Here is a 24,048-nt window from a genome sequence, read left to right on the forward strand (position 1 = left end):
TGCAGCCAGTCATCGATGAGCATGATGATGACTGGCTGCATTCCTATTTTCAGGATGCCGACGCGACAGCCGCTTTGACCAATACTGGCAATGCCGTTGTTGGACGCGCGATCAGTTTGCTCAATTGATGGCTATCATCAAACAGCCCACCTTTCGATGCACCGACATCAGATTCGGCAAGCAACACTGCCACCGGTTCAGGCAGACCCGCACTCAGCAAGGCATCTTTGTAAGCGCTTTCCGGCAAATTCTGATAAGCCACTGCTTTAGCTGATTGCCGCGCGATTTCTTGCGCCAGCTCTTGCAAAGAATACGAATCATCCCCTGCCAGCTCATAAATCCGCCCTGCCTGATTTTCACTGGTCAGCACGACAGCCGCGGCCTCGGCGTAATCAGCGCGGGCAGCAGATGAAATGCGACCATCTCCGGCACTTCCCAGCAAGACACCGTACTGTAAAGCCGCTGGCACGCTGGCGAGATAGTTCTCGGTATACCAGCCATTTCTTAACAGGACGACTGGCAAACCTGAAGCCTGCAGCAGTTGCTCGGTTTCCTTGTGTTCGGCAGCCAGCGGCAATGGGGAAGAATCTGCATGCAAAAGACTGGTATAGGCAATCAGTTCAACACCGGCATTTTTCGCCGCATCGATCACGGCTTTATGCTGAGATACGCGCTGCCCGATTTCACTGCTGGAGATGAGCAGTAATTTCTCACCTTTTTTGAATGCGCTGGTCAGCGTTTCAGGGCGACTGTAATCGATCTGCCGCACCTGTACACCGCGCTCGGCCAAATCATTCACGCTGTCTGGCTTACGTACCGCCGCAACGATCTCACCGGCTGGAATTTTTTTTAATAAGGCTTCTATCACTAAACGACCAAGCTGGCCGGAAGCACCTGTGACGACTATCATGGCAAATCCCTTTGTAAATTGAGTAGGAGCAGGCATAATAGCGCCTTAACTAACTAAAAGTAAGTACGTACAAATAGGTAAGTAAAGAATGGAAATGAAAGCGGTCGAAATACCTTTTGCACTGAGCCTGGCAGACAGAATGCAGCGCGGCGATCTGTTCGCCGAGAAATGTCCGTCCAGAGAAGTTCTTAAACACGTCACCAGTCGTTGGGGCGTATTGCTTCTGGTTGCGCTGCTAAGCGGAACGCAACGCTTCAGCGATTTACGGCGCAAGGTCAATGGCATCAGTGAAAAAATGCTGGCGCAAACCTTGCAATGGCTGGAAGCGGATGGTTTCGTTGAGCGGATTTCTTATCCTGTGGTACCGCCGCATGTGGAATACACGCTGACGCAATCCGGCACAGAAATCGCTAAAAAAGTGGAAGCGCTGGCAGATTGGATAGAGGTTCATCTGCCAGAAATTATCGCGGCACAAATTCAGAAAAGTGAGCAATAGGCAATTCTGCAAGCTGCTCATACCAATTGCATTTTTCACTTCACTCAAAACGGGTCTGGCCTGAGTGCTCGCCCCGCTTGATTTGCGCGGCACCTGTTCGCCCATCTGGCGCCGATTCACGCTCCGCAGTGAGTCCGCCGGGCAATTCAAGGCGCGTCTGAACACGCTTCCCTAAGGTCATAACGAAGTCATATTTAAGAACTATTCTCACGTTAAATATGTTTCCTCCATGCATTTTTCCTTTAAGAAAATCGTGCTCACACTCCTCTCTCCCGCCATTCGTCTGACGCAAGGTTTTCGCATCGGGCATAAGGTCGCGTTCATCGCCGCGGCATTTTCTATTCCTCTCTTCATTGTTCTGACGCTGCTCTTCATAGAAATGCGGGCAGAGGTCGGCATTAGCAAAGAAAAGCAATTCGCCACACAGCAGATACACGGATATCAGGATCTGGAAACCCTGATACGGAAACAAAGGGCATTGCAGCATCTGCAGCTCAATGGAAATAAGCAAGTCGCTGACGCACTCAGCTCGAATCAAAAGCAAATTAATGAGAGTCTGAAAAAGCCGGACGTTAACAACGACATAAAAAAACGCTGGCAAGATCTGATTGGCCAGCAAGCCAGCTTAAAGTCTGCCGTCAGTTTTACCGAATACACCAAATTATCAGAGCGCCTGAATCAGCAAATTCAGGAGCGTGCTTATGCTTCCAAGCTCGCTCTCGACAGCGATTTCGTCACTCATGAACTGGCGAATATCTATCTGACCGGTATTCCCTCCATCGCAGAGAAAATCGCGGTAATGTCAGCCCGTGGCGCATCATATATCGACACTGGTTTATTTGAAGGTGGCGAAGATGTGATGCTCAATTCGTTGCAACTGATGGCGAAATACGAGTTAGTGCAGTTGCGACAAAGAGTGGATTCTCTGGAAAAAAGTAATCCCGATTATCAAGCGGAATTCCGCTCGCTTAAAGCAGCGATCGGCGTCTCAGAACAATATCTGGAAAGAGCCAAAGATGAAGTACTGTCTTCAGTCAATCAAAGCTCAGGGAACGCATTTTTAAAAGCCGGCGATGAAACGCTGGCAAATCTGAACGCTGCGAGTAACACCGTTTCCACGCTGATTGATCAGCGCCTGACGCGTCACGCGCAACAACTGAATCAGAAAATAGCCAAAATGTTTTCAGCACTCATGTTGTTGGTACTGATCGCCAGCTATTTTTTGCTCGGAATCTATTTCGCACTGTCGAGAGATATCAAAACACTGACTGAAAATATCGAAAAAACGGCATCGGGAGATTTAATTCAGATGCCTGAACGCAGCGGGCAAGATGAGCTGGCGCAATTGATTAACGCGGTCACAAAAATGAATCAGGGCTTGAGTCACCTTGTACAAAATATCCGTACTGGCGCTGAAAACGTCAACAACATTGCCCATCATATCCATAATGAAAATGCAGAGCTTGCCAACCGTACTGAAACGCAGGCTGGCTCTCTGCAACAAACTGCAACCTCAGTCGAGGAACTGACCAGCACAGTAAAAGAGAATGCCGGCAATCTGGCGCAGGCAAGCAGCCTCGCCAATACTTCCGCAGAACACGTGCAACAAGGCTTGCAGGTTATGGATAAGGCCATCGTATCGATGCAATCTGTCACATCCGGCTCCCGCAAAATTGCGGAAATTATCGGTGTGATGGATGGCATTGCATTCCAAACCAATATCCTTGCGCTCAACGCGGCAGTTGAAGCTGCCAGAGCCGGACAGGAAGGGCGTGGCTTTGCAGTAGTCGCCAGCGAAGTCAGAAATCTCGCGCAGCGCAGCGCGAATGCCGCCAAGGAAATCAAGTCCTTAATCAACACATCAAGCGAAGCAGTACAACACGGTAACAACATGATTGATTCGGTAGGAAAAACGATGCAGGAAATCGCCGAAAATATCGCCCAAGTGACCGATCTGATCCGGCATGTGGCAGATGTGAGCCGGGAGCAAAGCATGGGTATTTCCAGCGTCAATGAAGCAATCGCCGCCATTGACGAGATCACACAACATAATGTCAGCCTCGCAGACGAGGGAGCGAAATCAACCGCGAGCCTGGAGGACCAGGCCTCAGCGCTGATTGATGCAGTCAGTGTATTTAAAATCTACCAAAGCGACATTCATGTGGAACATGAAGAACAAGGTCAATTGCTGAGATTAAAACAACAGAAAAGGAAAATTGAATTGAAAACGGCAGAAACTCAAACTGAATCTGCCGTAGTGCGATTGCGTACAATCAAGAGGTAATAATAAGGAAGTAAAGCATCAGGAAATAAAACATCCGAGGGCAATCACTTTGCCCTTCGGTTTTTTACGGGGTGAGCAAATTCAGTATGGAGCGTAGCTCATCACGGATGTAGTGCAGATCCACCGGAGTTTCCACCACTTCGTCAGTTTCCTGGATACGCCCGGCGGCACTACCGAGTTTATTGCGGGCACCGTTGATCGTGAAGCCCTGCTCATACAAAAGTTCGCGGATACGACGTATCAGAAGCACTTCATGATGCTGGTAATAACGACGGTTGCCCCGGCGTTTTACCGGCTTCAGTTGCGAAAATTCCTGCTCCCAATAACGCAAAACGTGTGGCTTAACGCCACACAATTCGCTTACTTCTCCAATCGTGAAATAACGCTTGGCCGGAATCGGTGGCAAGGTCACTGTTTCGATTTTAATTTCAGTCATGAGAATCTTTTAAGCAGCATGAGCCAATGGTTGACCGCTGATGTCATCCACCATACCCTTCAATTTCTGGCTGGCATGGAAGGTGACAACACGACGGGCAGTAATCGCAATTTCTTCGCCCGTCTTAGGATTGCGCCCGGGACGCTGTGGTTTGTCTCTTAACTGAAAATTACCGAAGCCGGACAACTTCACCGCTTCGCCGCGTTCCAGTGCATCACGAATTTCATCGAAAAAGGTTTCCACCATATCTTTAGCTTCGCGCTTGTTGAGGCCGACCTGCTCAAACAACAGCTCGGCTAACTCAGCTTTAGTTAAAGTGGGTAACTCTTTTTCCGCTTGAGAACGCGCCCTGGCCTCCAGCATCGCACGATTTAAATCGGCATCCAGCACCGATTGAAATTCAGCGGAATTTACGTCATTCATTATCAAACTCATCTAGTCTATACGGGCGTAAGCCAATCATCTTAGCGCAGCTTGGCAGCAAACTTCAAGCCTGCGGCCTGAGTCAATGCGGTCATTGCGGCTTCAACCTTGTCATCTTGCAATGTAGCTTGAGTATCTTGTAAGCTAAAGCGGAAAGCAAGACTTTTCTCATCTGCTTCCAAGCCCTTACCACGATATTCATCAAATAAAACAATAGCTTGCACAATTTTACAGGCTTCGTTCCGGCCTATTTCAGCGCTAAACACATCGATCATCTCTTGCACGGAAACGGATTGTTTAACCACAAGAGCAAGATCACGCTTCACAGCCTGGAATTTCGATATTTCCTGATAAACCGGAACATTGACGGATTGCAAAGCTGCTGTATCGATTTCAAAGACAACCGGCGCCAGCGGCAAATCGTATTTTTGTTGCAAGCGTGGATGCAGTTCACCGATAAAGCCGACAATCTTGCCGTCACATTCAATGCTGGCACTACGTCCCGGATGCAAAGCAACATGTTCATTTTTGATGAAACGCACAACTTTTGGCGCAAACAAGGCCTCGACATCCGCTTTCACATCAAAGAAATCAACATTGCGAGTTGCTACGCCCCATTGTTCTTCAACGACAGGGCCATAAGCGAGTCCGGTCAGATGCTTAGGCTGACGATAACCAGCGACTTCCAACGGGCCATCCTGTACGGAAGCATCACGCAGATAAACAGCACCGATTTCAAAAACACGGATACGGCTGACTTTACGATTCAGGTTATAGCGAGCATTCGCTACCAGGCTGCCGATCAGATTGGTGCGCATCACACTCATCTGACTAGCGATAGGATTCAATAACTTCACAGGCTGATCGTTACCGGCAAAGTCTTTTTCCCAGGCTTCTTCAACGAAGCTGTAGTTAACCACTTCCTGATAATCCATATCAGCAACCAGCGCACGCAAATCAAACAGCGAGCGTTGATTTTCCGGCGCGATCAGCATGGCGTTCGCGGCAACCGGAGGTAAAGCCGGAATATTCTCAAAACCGTAAACGCGCGCGACTTCCTCAATCAGATCTTCTTCGATTTCGATATCGAAACGATAGGATGGCGGCGTCACCAGGAATTCACCTGTCTGCTGCGTAAATTGCAATCCCAGACGTTTGAAAATATCGGCGATGACCTCATCAGTCAACGGCACGCCGATAACTTTTTGCGCCCGTGCGGTACGTAATTTCACCGGCAAACGTTGCGGCAAATTAATAATCTGATCATCAACCGGACCCAGTTTTACCTGTTCACGGCCACCACAAATCTCAACGATCAAAGCACTGATACGTTCGATATGTTCGACGATATTTTCAAAATCGACGCCACGTTCAAAGCGATGTCCGGCATCGGTAGAGAAATTAAAACGACGGCCCCTGCCCTGGATTGCCTGCGGCCACCAGAAAGCAGCTTCGAGGTAAATGTTTTGCGTATCCAGAGAAACAGCGGTCGAATCACCCCCCATAATGCCGGCCAGAGATTCGATCTCTTTTTCATCGGCGATCACGCCAACCCATTCATCAACCTCAACTGTATTGCCGTTCAGCAGCTTCAGTGATTCACCGACTTTACCCCAGCGCACATTGAGTCCGCCATGGATTTTATCGAGATCAAAAACATGCGATGGACGCCCGAGTTCAAGCATCACATAATTGGAAATATCAACAAGCGCAGAGATAGGACGCTGTCCGCTGCGCTCGAGGCGTTGTTTCATCCAGTCTGGGGTCGGTGCTTTCGCATTGACGCCACGAATCACGCGACCGCAGAAACGGCCACACAGATCAGACGCGGATACTTTCACCGGCAACACTTCCTGCAAGGATGGCGCAATAACATCCGTCACAGGCATCTGCAAAGGCGTTCCAGTCAGCGCAGATACTTCTCTGGCGACACCTAAGACGGATAAGCAGTCTGCCTTGTTCGGTGTGAGCTTGATCGTAAATTTCAGATCATTCAACTCATAGTAGTCACGGAAATTCTGGCCCACTGGCGCGTCTGACGGCAATTCCATCAAGCCGCCATGGTCTTCAGACAATTTCAATTCGCGTGCAGAACACAACATGCCTTGCGATTCAACGCCGCGCAACTTGCCTACCTTAATCACGAAAGGCTTACCGTCAGCACCCGGAGGCAAAACCGCACCAGTTGTTGCACAAGGCACACGCATGCCAACGCGGACATTCGGCGCTCCGCAAACGATATTCAACAATGTGCCGGTGCCGACATCAACCTGGCACACATTTAAACGATCAGCATCGGGATGCTTGACGATTTCACGAATCTCAGCAACCACGACATTGTTGAAAGGAGGAGCAACAGGCTCCACTTCTTCGACTTCCAAACCTGACATGGTCAACAGATGAGACAACTCATCCGAAGTCATCTTCGGATTGACCATGGTGCGGAGCCAGTTTTCAGAAAATTGCATAATTCAGCCGTCTATTGTTAGATGCTTGAGCTCAGATTGCTCAAAAAATTAGTTGAATTGCTTCAGGAAGCGCAAATCGCCCTCATAGAACAAGCGCAGATCGTTGACGCCGTAACGCAACATCGTCAGGCGCTCAAGGCCGGAACCAAACGCAAAGCCTATGTATTTTTCAGGATCGAGTCCCATGTTCCGGATCACAGCAGGATGCACCTGACCAGAACCCGATACTTCCAGCCAACGACCTTTTAAAGGCCCGCTACCGAAAGCGATATCAATTTCGGCTGATGGCTCGGTAAATGGAAAATAGGAAGGTCGGAAGCGCACCTGCAAATCGTCTGTTTCAAAAAACGCTTTTACAAAATTCAGATAGACACCTTTCAGATCCGCGAAGCTGATATCTTCGGCAATCCATAAGCCCTCAACCTGATGGAACATCGGGGAGTGTGTCGCATCACTGTCAACACGATAAGTGCGGCCAGGTGCAATAATTTTGATTGGAGGTTTACTCATGCGTGCATATCGCACCTGCATAGGGCTGGTATGCGTACGCAGCAGCAATTGCTTACCCTGACTATCCTTACCATCAATATAGAAAGTGTCCTGCATAGAGCGGGCAGGATGATTTTCAGGACTATTCAAAGCAGTAAAATTGGTCCAGTCGGTTTCGATCTCAGGGCCGTCAGCGACGTCAAAACCAATTGAGCGGAAAATTTCTTCAACGCGCTTCCAGGTGCGCATCACAGGATGAATGCCACCGATACCACGCCCACGCCCGGGCAATGTCACATCGATCGCTTCTGCATTCAAACGCGTCTGCAATTGCGCGTCTGCTAAAGCATCACGACGCTCAGTTAAAGCATTTTCGATTTTGACTTTAGCAGCATTAATCACCGCGCCCTGCACTTTGCGCTCATCCGGAGACAATTTCCCCAGACTCTTCATCTGTTCGGTAATCTGGCCACTTTTGCCCAGGTACAATGCCTTAGCATTTTCAAGTGCAGCGGCATCCGGTGCCGCGAGAAAATCAGCACATGCCTGGCTGACGATTTGATCTAAAGGGTTCATGCGTTGTTCCCGCTTACTGTGAAGCTGAAATAATGAGCTGAAAACAAAACGGGGCATAGGATTCAACCTCTGCCCCGCTTGATATAGCGATGTTTAACACATCGCAACGACTACAAATTACTTTGATTACGCAGCCAGGTTGGCTTTAACTTGATTAACAATCGCAGCAAATGCTGGTTTGTCCATCACAGCCATGTCAGCCAGTACTTTACGGTCGAGTTCAATGGAGGCTTTTTTCAAGCCGTTCATGAACACGCTGTAAGTCATACCGTGTTGACGGGTTGCTGCGTTAATACGAGTGATCCACAATGCGCGGAATACGCGTTTTTTATTGCGGCGATCGCGGTATGCGTATTGACCTGCACGCATAACTGCTTGCTTAGCAATACGGAATACTTTACTACGACGACCACGGTAACCTTTAGCAAGGTTCAGAACTTTCTTATGACGGGCACGAGCGGTAACCCCACGTTTTACTCTAGGCATAATAACTCCTTAAAATAGTGAGTATGAGGTTAAGCGGTAGGCATCATGCGCATGACTGATGTCACGTCGGACGCATTGATGTTACGTGTACCACGTAATTGACGTTTGTTCTTTGTGGTCTTTTTAGTCAAGATATGGCGCTTGAAAGCGTGACCACTCTTTACTGTTCCACCTGGACGTACACGAAAGCGCTTCTTAGCAGAGCTCTTTGTTTTCATTTTTGGCATAACACTATCTGTCGTTGACGACAGCTCCGGTTTTATATGATGGTAGGTGGCAGCAATAAACGCTACTCTTGGATGCCTACTTCTCACTTATTGTGATCTGTTCCTCACGAAACAGATCTATCGTAATACCCGTACCAAACAAGTACTACAAAATACTTATTTCTTTTTCTTAGGTGCCAGAATCATGACCATCTGGCGCCCTTCCATTTTTGGAAACTGCTCTACCTGGCCGTAAGGCTCCAAATCAAGCTTCAGGCGCTCAAGCACACGCATACCGATTTCCTGATGCGCCATTTCACGACCGCGGAAACGCAAAGTAATCTTTGTTTTATCGCCGTCATCCAGAAACTTGACCAGATTACGCAGCTTGATGTTGTAATCACCATCATCTGTACCAGGACGGAACTTCACTTCTTTCACCAAAATGACTTTTTGCTTCAGTTTGGCTTCGTGAGCTTTTTTCTGTTCCTGGTATTTAAACTTGCCGTAATCCATCAAACGACAAACAGGAGGCTGGGCAGTGGGTGCAATTTCCACCAAATCCACATTAGCCTCTTCGGCCAAACGGAATGCCTCACTCAGTTTAACGATACCCAGAGGTTCATTATCAACGCCGGACAAGCGCACTTCAAGCGCGGTAACTTCCCCGTTGATACGATGTGTTCTTTCGGTAGCTATTGCAGTTTCCTTTAAAAAATTAAATCTTTACCGTGCCAATCTCGCTTACAGCAAGATTGCGGACTTATCTGTTAAACCTTAGTGTCTGCTTCGTTTTTTAAACGAGCTATGAAGGCATCAAGAGGCATTACCCCCAGATCCAGATTGCCACGCGTACGCACAGCGACTGTGTTTGCATCTCGTTCTTTATCGCCTATTACTACTATGTAAGGCATTTTTTGAATAGAGTGCTCGCGTATTTTATAGGTAATTTTCTCATTACGCAAATCTGTGTTAACTCTAAACCCTTGTTTCTTCAGGATTTCAGCAACAGATTTTGCGTATTCCGCTTGCGACTCCGAGATATTTAACACGGAAACTTGCACTGGAGATAACCACAAAGGCAAAGCGCCGGCATGGTTTTCAATCAAAATTCCGATGAAGCGCTCCATGGAGCCAACAATAGCGCGATGCAGCATTACCGGCACTTTGCGACTGTTATCATCAGCCACATATTCAGCACCCAGGCGACCCGGCATAAAAAAGTCGACCTGCATAGTACCGACTTGCCAAGGACGACCCAAACTATCCTTCAGGTGGTATTCGATTTTCGGACCGTAAAATGCGCCCTCACCCGGCAACTCTTCCCATTCAGTCACACCGCAAGCGCGCAAGCCAGCGCGCAGCGTTTCTTCAGCGGTATCCCAGACTTCGTCGCTGCCAATGCGATTTTCTGGCCGCAAGGCGAGTTTGATTGCAATATTTTTAAAGCCAAAGTCATCATAGACCTTCATTGCCTGAGGGTGAAAAGCAATTACCTCATCCTGAATTTGCGCCTCTGTACAAAAAATATGTCCATCATCCTGAGTAAAGCCGCGCACACGCATAATTCCGTGTAAAGCACCGGACGGCTCGTTGCGATGACACTGACCGAATTCACCGAACCGCAATGGCAGATCGCGATAACTTTTCATCCCAGAATTGAAAATCTGCACATGTCCAGGGCAATTCATCGGCTTCAACGCATAAGAGCGATTTTCCGACTCTGTGATAAACATATTGTCTTTATAGTTATCCCAGTGCCCGGTTTTACCCCACAGACTACTGTCGAGAATCTGCGGACCTTTCACTTCCTGATAACCACAATCCTGATAAACCTTGCGCATGTATTGCTCTACTTGCTGCCAGATAGTCCAGCCTTTCGCGTGCCAAAATACCAGGCCCGGAGCCTCATCCTGAAAATGGAATAAATCCAGCGACTTACCCAGCTTGCGGTGATCGCGCTTTTCAGCTTCTTCCAGCATGTGCAGGTATTGCTCCTGATCTTCTTTTTTAACAAACGCAGTACCGTAAATACGCTGCAACATTTCATTCTTAGAATCACCACGCCAGTAAGCACCCGCAAGCTTCATCAATTTAAAGACTTTCAGCTTGCCAGTGGATGGCACGTGCGGACCGCGACACAAATCAGTAAAAGTACCCTCGGTGTAAAGAGAGACATCCTGATCAACAGGAATCGACTCAATGATTTCTGCCTTATACGCTTCACCGATCGATTTAAAGTAAGCAACGGCCTCATCTCGCGGCAACACCTTGCGGACAACTTGCTCATCTTTTTTAGCGAGCTCAGTCATTTTCTTTTCTATCGCGAGCAAATCATCAGGAGTAAATGGACGCTTATAAGAAAAGTCGTAATAAAAGCCGTTTTCGATCACAGGCCCAATTGTCACCTGCGCATCGGGAAATAATTCTTTTACCGCATAAGCCAGCAAATGCGCTGTCGAATGACGAATCACATCCAACCCATCCGCATCTTTGTCGGTCACAATTGCCAACTCAGCATCTCGCTCAATCAGGAATGAGGTATCCACCAATACGCCATCAACTCTGCCAGCGAGCGCCGCCTTTGCCAGGCCAGCACCAATACTGGCAGCAACTTGCGCCACGGTTACAGGCGCATCAAATTGACGTTGCGAACCATCAGGAAGTTTTACTGAGACCATGTCACTCTCCATAGTGGCAGAAGTTTGCCGAAATTTGCGATTAGAAAATAAAGACGAAAAAAAAGCACGGCTAGCCGTGCTTTTTCAAATTTGATACAGACGAAAAAGATCCTCGACTAGAGTCGCTCCCAAACCATTTGCGTGGTAGTTCGCGGTGTCATAACCAGGATGCCTTTCTCGCTCTTATCTAAAATACTTATATTTCTTAAATTCATTGGTAGACACGATTGGACTCGAACCAACGACCCCTACCATGTCAAGGTAGTGCTCTAACCAGCTGAGCTACGCGTCTAAAGAAACCGAAGTATAGCAGAGACCCGCGAACAATTACTAGCCCTGAACCGAACTTTTTCTAAGAACCGGACAAGTACTTGTATTTTTCCCCGTATGTATTCCAGCGCCGGTAGCAACACTTTGAGGCCAACCGCATTCGCCCCCCCACTTGCATTATTGCCTCCGAACCTCAAGCACTCCACTTACTTCACGTATTGTCGTCAATGCTTTTTGCAATTGCGAAGTGCCGCCGATTTCAGCAGTAAACGACATCCGGGCCTGCGATTTTGCACTCTGTGTATTTACGCCAACCACATTAATTTTTTCCTTAGAAAAAACCTCAGAAATATCGCGCAACAATCCCTGTCTGTCCTGCGCCAATACAAAAATATCGACAGGATAAACCGTATCCTTACCGTGCTCACCCCAAGTCGTCTGAATCACCCGCTCAGGTGCTTTATTACGCATTTCTGCGAAGTTTTTGCAGGTCAGCCGGTGAATGGAAACGCCCTTACCTCGGGTGACAAACCCAACGATATCGTCCGGCGGTGCGGGCTTACAACAACGCGCCAACTGCGTCATCAATCCATCTGTTCCAACAACCAGCACACCAGATTTCGCACCTTGCGTAACACTTGATGCACGACTCTTATTGGTGATATTCAGATCATCAGGTATTTCGACCGGGCTATCCCTGAGCACGGTTTCTATCTGCCTGAGACTGAATTCTTCTTTACCGACAGACAGCAACAAATCATCCAATGCGGCAAAGCCCAGCTTCCGCGCCAACTCCTCAAGATTAACGGCAGTCTTACCTTCACGCTGCAAAGTTTTTTCGACCAGGGCCCGCCCCGATGCCAGGGTTTCCTGCTGATCAATAACATTAAACCACGCACGAATTTTGCTACGGGTACGGGTACTGACCGAATACTCGGAATGAAGCCAGTCTCTCGATGGGCCAGACTGCGCAGATCCTGCCTTCAGCGTAATGATTTCAACGGTCTGCCCATTCTGCAGACGCGTGTTTAACGGCACCATCACGCCATCGACTCGGGCACCGCGACAACGATGACCAACGTCTGTATGCAACTGATAAGCAAAGTCAACCGGTGTCGCCTCTCGCGGCAATTCGATCACTCTTGCCTGCGGCGTCAGAACATAAATCCGCTCATCCAGACTTGCAGACTTCAGCTTTTCCACCCACTCTCTTTGTATGTCTTCGTGCTCAACAACCGCATCAGCAACCTCACTTTTCCAAGCAAGTAACTGTCGCAGCCAGGCAATTTTTTCGTCATATTCTTGTGCCGTGAAGTTAGAGCCGCCACTCTCTTTATAACGCCAATGCGCAGCGACTCCATATTCCGCGAACTGGTGCATTTCTTTCGTACGAATCTGTACCTCAAGTGGCCGGCCATCCTCAACAACAACGACTGTATGCAGAGATTTATAACCGTTCGATTTTGGGCGGGAAATGTAATCGTCAAACTCTTTAGGAATCGGTGCCCAGACGTTGTGCACAAGTCCAAGCACGGTATAACAATCCTTTATATCGTCAACCACAACCCGGAACGCGCGCACATCATAGAGTTCGTCAAAATTAACTGACTTACCCTTCATCTTTTTCCAAATACTGTAAATGTGCTTAGGACGGCCAGACACCTCGCCTTTGATACCTGCGCTTTTCAATTCAGAGGTTAAACGTGCCAATGCCGTTGCAACGAAACTCTCGCGCTCCACACGCTTTTCTTCCAGCATTTTGGCTATACGTTTGTATTGTGCAGGCTCGAGAAAGCGGAACGATAAATCCTCAAGCTCCCACTTCAGTTGCCAGACGCCCAGTCTGTTTGCCAACGGCGCATACAGGTTCATCGTCTCGCTGGCATATTGCTGTGTAGCGCTGTCTTCGCGCTTGCACTCGGCAAAATAACGCAAAGTAGTCACCCGTGACGCCAACCTGATCAACACCACCCGCATATCGGTTGCCATTGCCAGCATCATTTTGCGCAACGTTTCCATCTGCGCTGCAGCTTTCTCAGCCGCATCCTTGCCATGACCGACATCATGATGGGTTAACGCGGTCTCCCGGAGTTTCATCAGACGCCTGATGCCGCTGACCAGATCAGCAATCTCTTGTCCGTAACGGGCTTCGATTTGCTCGGCCGCGATCGGGCTTAATTCAGGCAATTCGAACAATAAAGCAGCAATACGTGAGTCTATATCAGTGCGCAACATCGCCAGTGTGGAAGCCACTCCACGCACAAACTGCAACGCATTCTGTCCGGTAATTACGTCTTTTTCCGCATAAAACGGCGTAACAAATTCGAGTGCAGAAATGAGTCTATCTTTCTCTGCTTCTGAAAGACCTTCCAATAACTGTGATTCTGATGCGGCAACTGATGTCGATACCATACAATTCTTTATTTTTGCGCTGCTGTTACAACGATTTCTATCAACCAATCAGGATTGGCAAGCCGGGCTTCTACGGTCGCGCGTGGCGGTGAATTATTTTCTGCAACCCACGCATCCCAGACAATATTCATCTCGCCAATTTGACTGATATCAGTCAAAAAAATCTGACAAGAGAGTATCCGAGATTTATCACTCCCTGCCTCCGACAACAGGCGATCAACATGACCGAGTACCTCTTTAGTCTGACCAGCAATACCCTGACTCACATCTTCCGGTATCTGCCCCGCCAGATAAACAATGCCATTACATATCGCCACTTCAGATAAGCGCTTACCAACGTGCAATCTCTTTATTTCCATCATTCACTCTATTTTTCACTTAACAAAAAATCACGCACCAGTTTGATTTGCTCTTCACTGACAAAAGTTGGGGCATGCCCGACGTGCGGCACTTCTATCAACTGCGCACATGGGCCGCGCTTCGTCATTGCAAGCGCAGTATCGGCTGTCAGCAAATCAGATTCAGCGCCGCGCACCAGCAAGGTTTCACAACGAATCGCATCATAAGCAGTCCACAGCATCGCCTGCCCTGCAGCGATCATTTCCGGCGTCGTCGCCTTAAACACTTCCGCCAATGACAGATCATAATGCTTGCGCCAACGACCATCGGAAGTCTGGCGCAAGACATCATGTGCCAATTTACTCCACTGAGCCTCAGTATGCTCACCAAATGAAAGCGAAATCGTCTTAATGTACGCGGCAGCCTCTTCGAAAGTACGGAACTGTAAATCCTCACCAATGTAAGTGCCGATTCGTAACAAAGCCTCAGGATTAAGCGCCGGCCCCACATCATTCAAGATCAGCTTACGTATCGGATTCCCTTCCAACGAAGCAATTCCCATTCCTATCAGTCCGCCCATCGAGGTACCGAGCCAATCGACAGTTGTTGCTTGCAAACGGGCCAGCAAGGTCACCATGTCACTGACGTATTGCGGCAATTGATAGTGCAAGGGATTGCGCAGTCGGCCAGAATAGCCGCGACCGACAACATCTGGACAGACAACCCGGTAATGCGAAGACAAGGATAGCGCGACAGCATCAAAATCGTCGGCAACCCGCGTCACACCATGCACACAGATCAGTACATCGGTATTAGCAGGATCCCCCCACTCTTTGTAGGACATGGTATGCAGTCCCGATGGAGACAAGCATTGAACGGTATTGCGCCTTGGCTGCATGAGGCATTCCTCTGAGATAGTATTTTTACTACTGCTAGTAACTCACATTTTACCGATCGTTACGCTTAAAATCATTCACATTCGCTTTGTTACGCATGCTTTTTTATATAACTAATGTCAGGAGTCAACATGCAAGCATCTTTTTTACGTGGAAAAACAGCACTGGTAACGGGCTCAACTTCAGGAATCGGCTTGGGTATCGCGCATTCTCTCGCTGCCGCGGGCGCAAACATTGTATTTAACGGCTTTGGTGATCCGAATGAGATTCAGGCAATTCAGAAAGCCACTGAAGAAAAATTCAGCGTCAAAACGGCTTATCACAATGCCGATATGAGTAAAGCCAGCGAGATTACCGCCTTGATGGCATTTGCCAGCACAACATTTGGTGGTGTCGACATACTGGTGAATAATGCAGGCATTCAATATGTTGCCAATATTGAGGATTTTCCGGTCGAAAAATGGGATGCCATTATTGCGATTAATCTGACCTCCTGCTTCCATACGACAAGGCTCGCACTGCCGTATATGAAGGAAAAAAACTGGGGGCGCATCATTAACCTGGCGTCGGTGCACGGGTTGGTCGCGTCAGCACAGAAGTCTGCGTATGTTGCAGCTAAACATGGCTTGATCGGGCTGACAAAAACAACGGCGCTCGAAAACGCGCAAACGGGAATTACCTGTAACGCGATTTGCCCGGGATGGGTACTGACGCCATTAGTACAAAAACAGGTTGATGCCCGCGCCGAGCGAGACAACATCAGCAATGAAGCGGCAAAAAAAGCGCTGCTCGCGGAAAAGCAACCGTCAGGAGAATTCGTGACTCCGGAACAACTGGGGGCTCTGGCAGTGTTTTTCTGCAGCGATGCAGGAAGTCAGATCAGAGGTGTCGCCTGGAATATGGATGGCGGCTGGGCAGCCCAATAACTTTATCGCTTGTGTTCTTTATAAAAAAAGCCGCTGTTTGCTAACAGCGGCTTTTTCAGTTTTACATGTTCGGATAATTCGGTCCGCCACCGCCCTCAGGGGTGACCCACACGATGTTTTGCGTCGGATCTTTAATATCACAAGTCTTACAATGAACGCAGTTTTGGGAGTTAATTTGCAAACGATCCTTACCATCATCTGTCTTCATAAATTCGTAGACACCTGCTGGGCAGTAACGCGCTTCTGGCCCGGCATATTTCGCCAGATTCACGTCAACCGGAACGTTACTATTTTTCAAGGTCAGATGAATAGGTTGATCTTCAGCATGATTCGTATTGGAGATAAACACAGAAGATAAACGATCAAACGTTAGCTTGCCATCAGGCTTCGGATAATTGATTGGCTGAAACTCAGAAGCTGGACGCAAACACTCGTGATCGGCATGCGTATGTCTCAAGGTCCAAGGTGCTTTGCCACCAAAAACGACCTGATCAATCCCAACCATTAATGTGCCGAGTACCAAGCCTTTACTCATGGATGGTTTGAAATTACGTGCTTTATGCAATTCCTCATGCAACCACGATGCTTCAAAAGCTGCGCTGTATGCAGTCACTTCATCGTATTGGCGATTTTCACCTAAAGCATCAAACACCGCATTTGCAGCTAACATCCCTGTCTTGATCGCAGCGTGACTACCTTTGATGCGGCTGGCGTTCAGGAAACCGGCATCACAACCGATTAATGCACCGCCTGGGAAAGTCAGCTTAGGCAATGACTGTAAGCCACCCGCTGTAATCGCACGCGCACCGTACGCAATCCGCTTACCCCCATCAAAGAACTGACGGATTTCCGGATGCGTTTTATAACGCTGAAATTCTTCGTATGGAGACAGATAGGGATTTTCATATCCAAGCCCGACTACATAACCGACTGCGACCTGGTTATTTTCCAGGTGATACAGAAAAGAACCACCATAGGTAGCATTGTCCAGCGGCCACCCGGCCGTGTGAATTACCAGACCAGGCTTATGCTTAGCCGGGTCAATTTCCCACAATTCTTTAATACCAATGCCGTAAGTCTGTGGGTCTTTGCCCGCATCCAGCGCATATTTGGCGATCAATTGCTTACCAAGATGTCCACGCGCACCTTCAGCAAACAAAGTATATTTTGCATGCAACTCCATACCAAGCTGGAATGCCGGACCTGGTTCACCTTCACGATTTACGCCCATATTGCCGGTCGCAACTCCTTTTACCGAGCCATCGTCGTTATACAGGATTTCTGCAGCCGGAAAGCCCGGGAAAATCTCAACACCCAATGCTTCAGCCTGCTGCCCAAGCCAACGCACAACGTTGGCCAGCGAAATCACATAGTTTCCATGATTTTGGAAACAGGCAGGCAACATCCAGTTTGGTGTTTTATAAGCCTTGGTTTCAGATAAAAATAAAAAACGGTCTTCAGTCACTTCTGTGTTCAGAGGGGCGCCAAGCTCTTTCCAGTCAGGAAAAAGCTCACTCAGCGCCTCTGGATCCATTACCGCCCCGGAAAGAATATGCGCACCAAGCTCGCCGCCTTTTTCCAGCACGCATACGGAAACTTCATTTCCTTTTTCCACTGCGAGTTGCTTGAGTTTGATCGCAGCAGACAAGCCTGCAGGACCGCCGCCGACAATAACGACATCGTACTCCATCGCATCGCGGGGACCGTACTGTTCAAGAATGTTTTGGGTCATGACTGTAATCGCTTTAAAATATTTTTCGAACGAACGTGCTAAATTAATCAACGCATGTTAGCTGTTGATCTGCCATTGCGCAAGCAGCCGATTAGATGAAGACATCCATTGCGGAAAGCTGATACTGAGTGTTGGCGAAAGATAATTATCGCAGAGCAGTGTTTAGCATGCATCAATTAAAGCGATGAATCTCTACGAACTATCAATGAAAAGACGGGGCGTGCTAAATTCTGGGTAACACAGAAAGACGCTATATGTCATGATAGTGCATTAAACAGAATACTGAGTTTATCCAAATTTTTGCAGGAGATACTGATGGGAATAGAAATTAATTTTGAAGGAAAAGTTGCACTGATTACCGGTGCATCAAGCGGTTTAGGTGCTCGTTTTGCGAAAGTGCTGGCAAAAGCTGGCGCACAGGTGGTACTTGCCTCACGACGCGTTGACAGACTGAAAGAATTACGCGCAGAAATTGAAGCCGATGGTGGTGCCGCCCACGTCGTCGCGCTGGATGTGACAGACTATGCGAGCATCAAATCAGCGATCGCCCATGCTGAAACGGAAGCTGGCCCTATCGATATTCTGATCAATAACTCAGGTGTATCAACGACGCAACGTCTGGTCGACGTTACCCCCGATGATTACAACTATGTAATGGATACCAATCAACGAGGTTCATTCTTTGTTGCGCAGGAAACAGCAAAACGTATGATCGCCAGATATAAAGGCGATCAAAGAAAACAACACCGCATTATTAACATTGCGTCAGTCGCGGGGCTGCGCGTGTTGCCACAAATTGGTATCTATTGCATGAGTAAAGCCGCCGTCATACACATGACGAAAGCAATGGCAGTCGAATGGGGTAAATACGGAATCAACGTCAATGCGATTTGCCCCGGATATATTTCGACAGAAATTAATCAGGAATATTTCGATACCGAACAAGGACAGAAACTGATAGAAATGCTGCCCCGCAAGCGTGTCGGTACACCAGAAGACCTTGATGGTCTTTTATTGTTGTTGGCAGCAGAAGAATCCCGCTTCCTGAACGGTGCAATCGTAACGGCAGATGATGGAATGAGTGTGCAGTAACTGATTTCATTGATCTCGTGTGAGTAAGGTCAACGACCCTAACTCATACGAGTCAAAAAATAAGCATTCATTCTTCACCGGCGAGACTTTTGGCGGCAATTCCGGTAATCACTCTCTACATTCAAGCGATCTACAAATCATCAGCCTGTCAGATTTCAGAGTGCATTTCGTTTGATAAAAAACGATGGACAATTCTGTTACTGGCAGATGAATAACCTCACTACCTTCGCCGGCATCCAAAGTTATTCAAATCGCCAGTATCAGCTAAGCACCTGCTTTACACTCGAATGCCGACGAACAGATCAACGCATAATTCCCAGTAGCTTGTGCACAAGCTCGCTTGATGTTGCTGCAGAAAATTTCTTCATCAGCTTCGCCCTGTGCATTTCAACGGTTCTCGGGCTTAATGAGATCTGTCTGGCGATCAATTTACTGGTCTTCCCCTCGACAAGCAGGGCAGCGATCTCCCTTTCTCTCGGCGTGAGTTCGGCGCTCACTGGGCGCTTTGCGCTCAGGTCTTCAAATGTCCATATACCGGCCGCGTGCGGCTCATTTTTTCGCAACCCTCGTCCCGTTACATGGCACCAGAATAACTCTTGATTCGCTCTCTTCATAATGCGCTCATCAGAATAGGAGCCCTTCGCATTCATGATAGGTGTAATGCGTGCACCGGTTCGCTCAAACTCATCCGGACTGGGATACAGTATCTGGAAAGATTGCCCGATCAGATCTTCTTTTTTATAGTTAAACATCTGCGCCAAATCATCATTACAGGCATAAATAATACGGTTTTGAGAGACACACATTCCTATCGGTGCTTGTTGGAAAATAACTTCAAAATCAATAGTGTGCATCTCTATCATATGGCTGTTCTTGTGCAGATGGATAAGGTAAATTTATTCAGGTAGTTTTACGGTATTGCGGAGTATAGCTCAGCATCTTATGCTGAGCCCTATTCTGAAAAAAGTAATGCGCTATCAACCGATATTCGTGTTGCTGCGAAAAAAACAAACAAGTATTTCCCTGAATATCTATGAGGAGACGACGATGAATAAGGAATACCCGGACGCAAAGGCCGCGTTGGCTAATGTAGTCAAAGATGGGCAGACAATAGCGGTCGGTGGTTTTGGTTTATGTGGAATACCTGAAGCTTTGATTACCGCGTTGCGTGACTCTGGCGTCAAAGAATTGACTGCCATTTCTAATAATGCGGGCGTAGATGGTTTTGGGCTGGGCCAATTATTGACGACACGTCAGATCAAAAAAATGGTTTCTTCCTATGTCGGTGAAAATAAAGAATTCGAGCGTCAGTATCTGGCTGGCGAATTGGAATTGGAATTCACACCACAAGGAACACTGGCAGAAAAACTTCGCGCCGGTGGAGCTGGCATTCCAGCATTTTTCACGAAAACAGGTGTAGGTACTATCGTCGCAGAAGGTAAGGAAATTCGCGAATTTGATGGTCAGAAATATGTCATGGAAAAAGCCCTGGTCGCCGATGTCTCGCTCGTAAAAGCGTGGAAAGCAGATAAGGCGGGAAATTTGGTCTATCGGAAAACGGCACGTAATTTCAATCCCAATGTGGCTATGGCAGGGAAAGTCACTATTGCAGAAGTTGAAGTGCTGGTAGAAACAGGTGATCTGGATCCGGATGAAATTCATACCCCGGGTATTTTCGTGCATCGCATCGTCGTCAATACGCAACCCGAAAAACGTATTGAGCAACGCACTGTGCGTCCGACTAAATAAGATACCAGGAGAAATAATATGGCATGGAATCGCGATGAAATGGCTGCACGCGCAGCATCAGAATTACAGGATGGGTTTTACGTTAATCTCGGAATAGGTCTGCCGACGCTGGTGGCGAACCATGTGCCTGCCGGCATGGAAGTCTGGTTACAATCAGAAAATGGGCTGCTGGGGATTGGCCCCTTTCCAACCGAAGATGAAGTTGACCCGGATTTAATTAATGCAGGAAAACAGACGGTGACTACCCTGCCCGGCTCCTCAATTTTTAGCTCGGCCGATTCTTTCGCAATGATACGTGGTGGAAAAATCAATCTTGCCATTTTAGGGGCAATGCAGGTCAGTGAAAATGGCGATCTCGCTAACTGGATGATTCCGGGCAAGATGGTCAAGGGTATGGGTGGCGCAATGGATCTGGTCGCGGGGGTAGGACGTGTCGTCGTGCTGATGGAGCATGTTGCGAAAGATAATGCGCACAAACTTCTTAAATCCTGCAATCTACCGTTAACCGGGGTTGGCGTTGTCAACCGCATCATTACCGACCTGGGTGTGATTGATGTCACTCCGGACGGTTTTAAGTTAATTGAACTCGCTCATGGCATCAGCGTGGAAGAGGTTGTCGCAAAAACAGAAGCAAAGATTGATACAAGCGCATTTGCATAAACAACGCAGCTAATTGAAAAGGCCGACGTAATTTATACGTCGGCCTTTTTTTATTTTACCTTCTGGCTCTCAACTTACCATTTCTCTGTCAATATTTTTTCCAGCCAGAATGAACCTATCACGGTTTTTACATCAGTAATCTTGCCTTCTCTTACCCAATCTGACATCTCCGTTGAAGTGGCTGTGAATGTCTCTAAAAACTCTTCATCATCTAAAGAAGCCGGACCTGCTGTTAAACCACGGGCAACGTAAATCTCCAGTCTTTCGTCGGAATAAGCGATGGCGTTATGAATCGTGCAGAGATGTCGCCAATCTGTTGCCGTATAACCGGTCTCTTCGCGTAACTCTCTTTGAGCACAAATCAATGGATCTTCACCGGCATCAATTTTCCCTGCTGGAAATTCAATAAAAACACGATTAAGCGGATAGCGGAATTGACGTTCAAGCAAAACTTTGTCGTCGTCAAATATCGGAATAATGACGACAGCCCCCGGATGGCGTATAAATTCTCTGGTGGCGATATGGCCATTTGGCAAAGAAACGCTATCCTTTTGAACCTGCAGAAAATCACCCTCGTAGACCAGGTCGCTACTGATCTTTTCCTCACGTAAGTGCGCGTCGCCAGAAAAACAATCAGTCACGACGCCGCCTCAGGTAACGAAAGACAAATCCGGGAAAAGCTAAAACCAGAAATAAAAAAGCGGTGATAGCAAAAAATTCCCATCCTTGCGGAAAACGATTGCCGCTTGAACTCTCAAGGAAAACACCTGTAGCACCAATCACAAAATACAAGATGATCAGCTCAAGCAAACGCAACCAAAATGGTTTGATAAAAGAAAAACGCCGTAGCGCAAAAACTGCGAAACAGCGTTCATTAAAAAATGGCAGGTTGGCAGCGATAACTGCCAACACGACGATCAGCCAGACGGAAGTCAAACTAGTCAAAAGAGATGAACCTTACGACGCTAAAGTTTTTACAACCGCGTTCAAACATGCAGTCATCAAACCACCAGGGATCACGCCAAGAATTAAAACGGCCAATCCATTCAGGCTCAAGACCACGCGAACGTCAACACTAGGAGTAATCAAAGCGTTGTCTGAGGCTTCATCAAAGTACATCAGTTTAACAACGCGAAGATAATAAAACGCGCCAATCAAGGAGAACAGCACGGCCACTAATGATAACCATACTTGTCCGGTTGCCATTACCGACTGTAACACTGACAACTTGGCATAAAAGCCCATCAACGGTGGGATGCCTGCCAGAGAGAACATCAACAGCAACATGACCAATGCAAACCAAGGCGAGCGTTTGTTCAGACCTTTCAGATCGTCCAGATTTTCAGCTTCAAAACCGGAACGTGCCAACAACATAATTACGCCGAAAGTGCCTAAAGTGGTTAACACATACGTGATGCTATAAAACATCGCGGCACTGTACGCATCTGCGGCAAGAGCAGTATTACCGTGAGCAACGCCAGACAACAGACCCAACAGCAAAAAGCCCATATGAGAAATAGTCGAGTATGCAAGCATCCGTTTCAGATTGGTCTGGGCGATAGCTGTAAGATTACCGATCGCCATCGACAGCACAGCCAGTACGACCAACATTTGTTGCCAATCTACCGCCTGAGAGAACAATCCTTCAACTAGCAACCTGAATGTCATAGCGAAGGCTGCTAATTTCGGTGCACCACCCAGTAACAACGTCACTGCTGTAGGGGCGCCCTGATATACATCGGGTACCCACATGTGGAAAGGAACAACACCTAACTTGAACGCAAGCCCCGCCACCAGAAATACAATACCAAACACCAGAATAGTTTTATTTGCAGTTGGAGAACTCGCTACCTTGGCAACTTCCGCCAACTCCAAAGAACCAGTGGCACCGTACAACATAGAAATACCGTAGAGCATAAAACCGGATGCCAGCGCACCCAGAATAAAGTATTTCATCGATGCTTCGGTTGACTGAGTGTGTTCACGGCGCAAAGCAACCAGTGCATACAAAGACAAAGACATCAATTCCAGACCAAGATAGATAATCAGGAAATTATTCCCTGAAATCATGATCATCTGACCTAACAGAGAAAACAACGCTAAGACATAAAACTCACCACCCGACTTGCCATTCGTCATACCGCGATCTGTCACGTATTGACGTGAATAGATGAAAGTCATACCCACCGCAAGGTAAGAACACAGTTTGAGCAGGGTCGACATCGGATCCGAAACAAACATGTTATTGCTGACATAAGTTGACCCGTCACTATTCGAAGTCGCGATAGTCAGCGCACCACAAACAAACAAAGCAAGTATGCTCATGACATAAGTCAGATTACGTTTGCTGTCAGGCAAAAACATGTCAACCAGCAAAATAGTACAAATTGCCAGCAGCAAAAATATTTCAGGATAAAGTGGTGTGAAGTTCATATTATTCAGTTCTACTAGCATTAATCTGCTGTCACACAATTAGCGCAACGAAAATTGTCGACGGGCTTACTTGTCTATATCTTC

General features: G+C 47.7%; 22 protein-coding genes, 1 tRNA gene and 1 pseudogene. 6 read left to right on the forward strand and 18 right to left on the reverse strand.

All coding sequences use genetic code 11. The features are described from left to right. Positions 1-49: 49 nt before the first annotated feature. Positions 50-910, reverse strand: a complete 861-nt coding sequence (locus Undi14_RS10815; RefSeq protein ID WP_200180153.1) for an SDR family oxidoreductase — start codon at positions 908-910, stop codon at positions 50-52. Positions 911-998: 88 nt separating this feature from the next. On the opposite strand from Undi14_RS10815, the gene Undi14_RS10820 reads away from it, so the two are divergent. Further along, complete coding sequence (locus Undi14_RS10820) at positions 999-1,406, forward strand: winged helix-turn-helix transcriptional regulator (protein WP_370589938.1); 408 nt, start codon at positions 999-1,001, stop codon at positions 1,404-1,406. A 1,633-nt stretch (positions 1,407-3,039) separates the two neighbouring features. Next, a pseudogene (locus Undi14_RS18510) lies at positions 3,040-3,390 on the forward strand (methyl-accepting chemotaxis protein); the annotation flags it as partial. 364 nt (positions 3,391-3,754) lie between these two features. Here Undi14_RS18510 and Undi14_RS10830 read toward each other — a convergent pair. From Undi14_RS10830 to Undi14_RS10885, 12 genes are all read right to left on the reverse strand, one after another. After that, complete coding sequence (locus Undi14_RS10830; protein WP_186885146.1) at positions 3,755-4,126, reverse strand: MerR family transcriptional regulator; 372 nt, start codon at positions 4,124-4,126, stop codon at positions 3,755-3,757. Between the two features lie 9 nt (positions 4,127-4,135). After that, the gene (locus Undi14_RS10835) at positions 4,136-4,549 is read right to left on the reverse strand and encodes an integration host factor subunit alpha (protein ID WP_186885145.1); all 414 of its coding nucleotides are present in this window, start codon (positions 4,547-4,549) and stop codon (positions 4,136-4,138) included. Between the two features lie 41 nt (positions 4,550-4,590). After that, positions 4,591-7,017 carry a phenylalanine--tRNA ligase subunit beta gene (pheT, locus tag Undi14_RS10840; RefSeq protein ID WP_200180157.1) on the reverse strand — a complete coding sequence of 809 codons (2,427 nt, stop codon included), beginning with the start codon at positions 7,015-7,017 and terminating at the stop codon, positions 4,591-4,593. 48 nt (positions 7,018-7,065) lie between these two features. Continuing rightward, complete coding sequence (pheS, locus tag Undi14_RS10845; RefSeq protein WP_186885143.1) at positions 7,066-8,082, reverse strand: phenylalanine--tRNA ligase subunit alpha; 1,017 nt, start codon at positions 8,080-8,082, stop codon at positions 7,066-7,068. A gap of 126 nt (positions 8,083-8,208) precedes the next feature. Next, complete coding sequence (gene rplT / locus Undi14_RS10850) at positions 8,209-8,568, reverse strand: 50S ribosomal protein L20 (protein WP_186885142.1); 360 nt, start codon at positions 8,566-8,568, stop codon at positions 8,209-8,211. Positions 8,569-8,597: 29 nt separating this feature from the next. Next, positions 8,598-8,795, reverse strand: coding sequence for a 50S ribosomal protein L35 (gene rpmI / locus Undi14_RS10855; protein WP_038493025.1), 198 nt, complete (start codon positions 8,793-8,795; stop codon positions 8,598-8,600). A gap of 156 nt (positions 8,796-8,951) precedes the next feature. Then, positions 8,952-9,473: a translation initiation factor IF-3 gene (infC, locus tag Undi14_RS10860; RefSeq protein ID WP_186885293.1), complete on the reverse strand. Its 522-nt coding sequence runs from the start codon at positions 9,471-9,473 to the stop codon at positions 8,952-8,954. 71 nt (positions 9,474-9,544) lie between these two features. Then, entirely contained in the window at positions 9,545-11,455 is a 1,911-nt protein-coding gene (thrS, locus tag Undi14_RS10865) for a threonine--tRNA ligase (protein WP_200180159.1), read from the reverse strand. A 215-nt stretch (positions 11,456-11,670) separates the two neighbouring features. Then, positions 11,671-11,747, reverse strand: a tRNA-Val gene (locus Undi14_RS10870). A 155-nt stretch (positions 11,748-11,902) separates the two neighbouring features. Next, positions 11,903-14,137: a bifunctional (p)ppGpp synthetase/guanosine-3',5'-bis(diphosphate) 3'-pyrophosphohydrolase gene (locus tag Undi14_RS10875; RefSeq protein ID WP_200180161.1), complete on the reverse strand. Its 2,235-nt coding sequence runs from the start codon at positions 14,135-14,137 to the stop codon at positions 11,903-11,905. An 8-nt stretch (positions 14,138-14,145) separates the two neighbouring features. After that, positions 14,146-14,496 carry a RidA family protein gene (locus tag Undi14_RS10880; protein ID WP_200180163.1) on the reverse strand — a complete coding sequence of 117 codons (351 nt, stop codon included), beginning with the start codon at positions 14,494-14,496 and terminating at the stop codon, positions 14,146-14,148. An 8-nt stretch (positions 14,497-14,504) separates the two neighbouring features. Beyond that, positions 14,505-15,320, reverse strand: a complete 816-nt coding sequence (locus tag Undi14_RS10885; protein WP_200180165.1) for an alpha/beta fold hydrolase — start codon at positions 15,318-15,320, stop codon at positions 14,505-14,507. A 183-nt stretch (positions 15,321-15,503) separates the two neighbouring features. Between Undi14_RS10885 and Undi14_RS10890 the strand changes: the two genes are divergently transcribed. Next, positions 15,504-16,298 carry a 3-hydroxybutyrate dehydrogenase gene (locus Undi14_RS10890; protein ID WP_186897946.1) on the forward strand — a complete coding sequence of 265 codons (795 nt, stop codon included), beginning with the start codon at positions 15,504-15,506 and terminating at the stop codon, positions 16,296-16,298. Between the two features lie 61 nt (positions 16,299-16,359). Here the strand turns inward: Undi14_RS10890 and Undi14_RS10895 are convergent, their stop codons facing one another. Continuing rightward, the gene (locus tag Undi14_RS10895) at positions 16,360-17,988 is read right to left on the reverse strand and encodes an electron transfer flavoprotein-ubiquinone oxidoreductase (RefSeq protein WP_200180461.1); all 1,629 of its coding nucleotides are present in this window, start codon (positions 17,986-17,988) and stop codon (positions 16,360-16,362) included. A gap of 357 nt (positions 17,989-18,345) precedes the next feature. Between Undi14_RS10895 and Undi14_RS10900 the strand changes: the two genes are divergently transcribed. Further along, the gene (locus tag Undi14_RS10900) at positions 18,346-19,122 is read left to right on the forward strand and encodes an SDR family oxidoreductase (protein WP_186885136.1); all 777 of its coding nucleotides are present in this window, start codon (positions 18,346-18,348) and stop codon (positions 19,120-19,122) included. 302 nt (positions 19,123-19,424) lie between these two features. On the opposite strand, the gene Undi14_RS10905 is transcribed toward Undi14_RS10900, so the two are convergent. Further along, positions 19,425-19,985, reverse strand: a complete 561-nt coding sequence (locus Undi14_RS10905; RefSeq protein WP_186885135.1) for a LuxR C-terminal-related transcriptional regulator — start codon at positions 19,983-19,985, stop codon at positions 19,425-19,427. A gap of 184 nt (positions 19,986-20,169) precedes the next feature. On the opposite strand from Undi14_RS10905, the gene Undi14_RS10910 reads away from it, so the two are divergent. Then, entirely contained in the window at positions 20,170-20,871 is a 702-nt protein-coding gene (locus Undi14_RS10910) for a CoA transferase subunit A (protein WP_200180167.1), read from the forward strand. Positions 20,872-20,889: 18 nt separating this feature from the next. Further along, positions 20,890-21,531, forward strand: a complete 642-nt coding sequence (locus Undi14_RS10915) for a CoA transferase subunit B (protein WP_186885133.1) — start codon at positions 20,890-20,892, stop codon at positions 21,529-21,531. Positions 21,532-21,605: 74 nt separating this feature from the next. Here Undi14_RS10915 and Undi14_RS10920 read toward each other — a convergent pair whose 3' ends face one another. The 3 genes from Undi14_RS10920 to nuoN are packed head-to-tail and all read right to left on the reverse strand — an operon-like array spanning position 21,606 to position 23,964. Beyond that, the gene (locus Undi14_RS10920) at positions 21,606-22,172 is read right to left on the reverse strand and encodes an NUDIX hydrolase (RefSeq protein ID WP_200180169.1); all 567 of its coding nucleotides are present in this window, start codon (positions 22,170-22,172) and stop codon (positions 21,606-21,608) included. Next, complete coding sequence (locus Undi14_RS10925) at positions 22,165-22,476, reverse strand: DUF2818 family protein (RefSeq protein ID WP_186897941.1); 312 nt, start codon at positions 22,474-22,476, stop codon at positions 22,165-22,167. Before Undi14_RS10925 ends, Undi14_RS10920 begins: the two co-directional genes overlap by 8 nt. Before the next feature lie 12 nt (positions 22,477-22,488). After that, complete coding sequence (gene nuoN / locus Undi14_RS10930) at positions 22,489-23,964, reverse strand: NADH-quinone oxidoreductase subunit NuoN (RefSeq protein ID WP_370589940.1); 1,476 nt, start codon at positions 23,962-23,964, stop codon at positions 22,489-22,491. Positions 23,965-24,048 lie beyond the last annotated feature (84 nt).

The organism is Undibacterium sp. 14-3-2, assembly GCF_016595265.1.
Lineage (GTDB): Bacteria > Pseudomonadota > Gammaproteobacteria > Burkholderiales > Burkholderiaceae_D > Undibacterium > Undibacterium aquatile.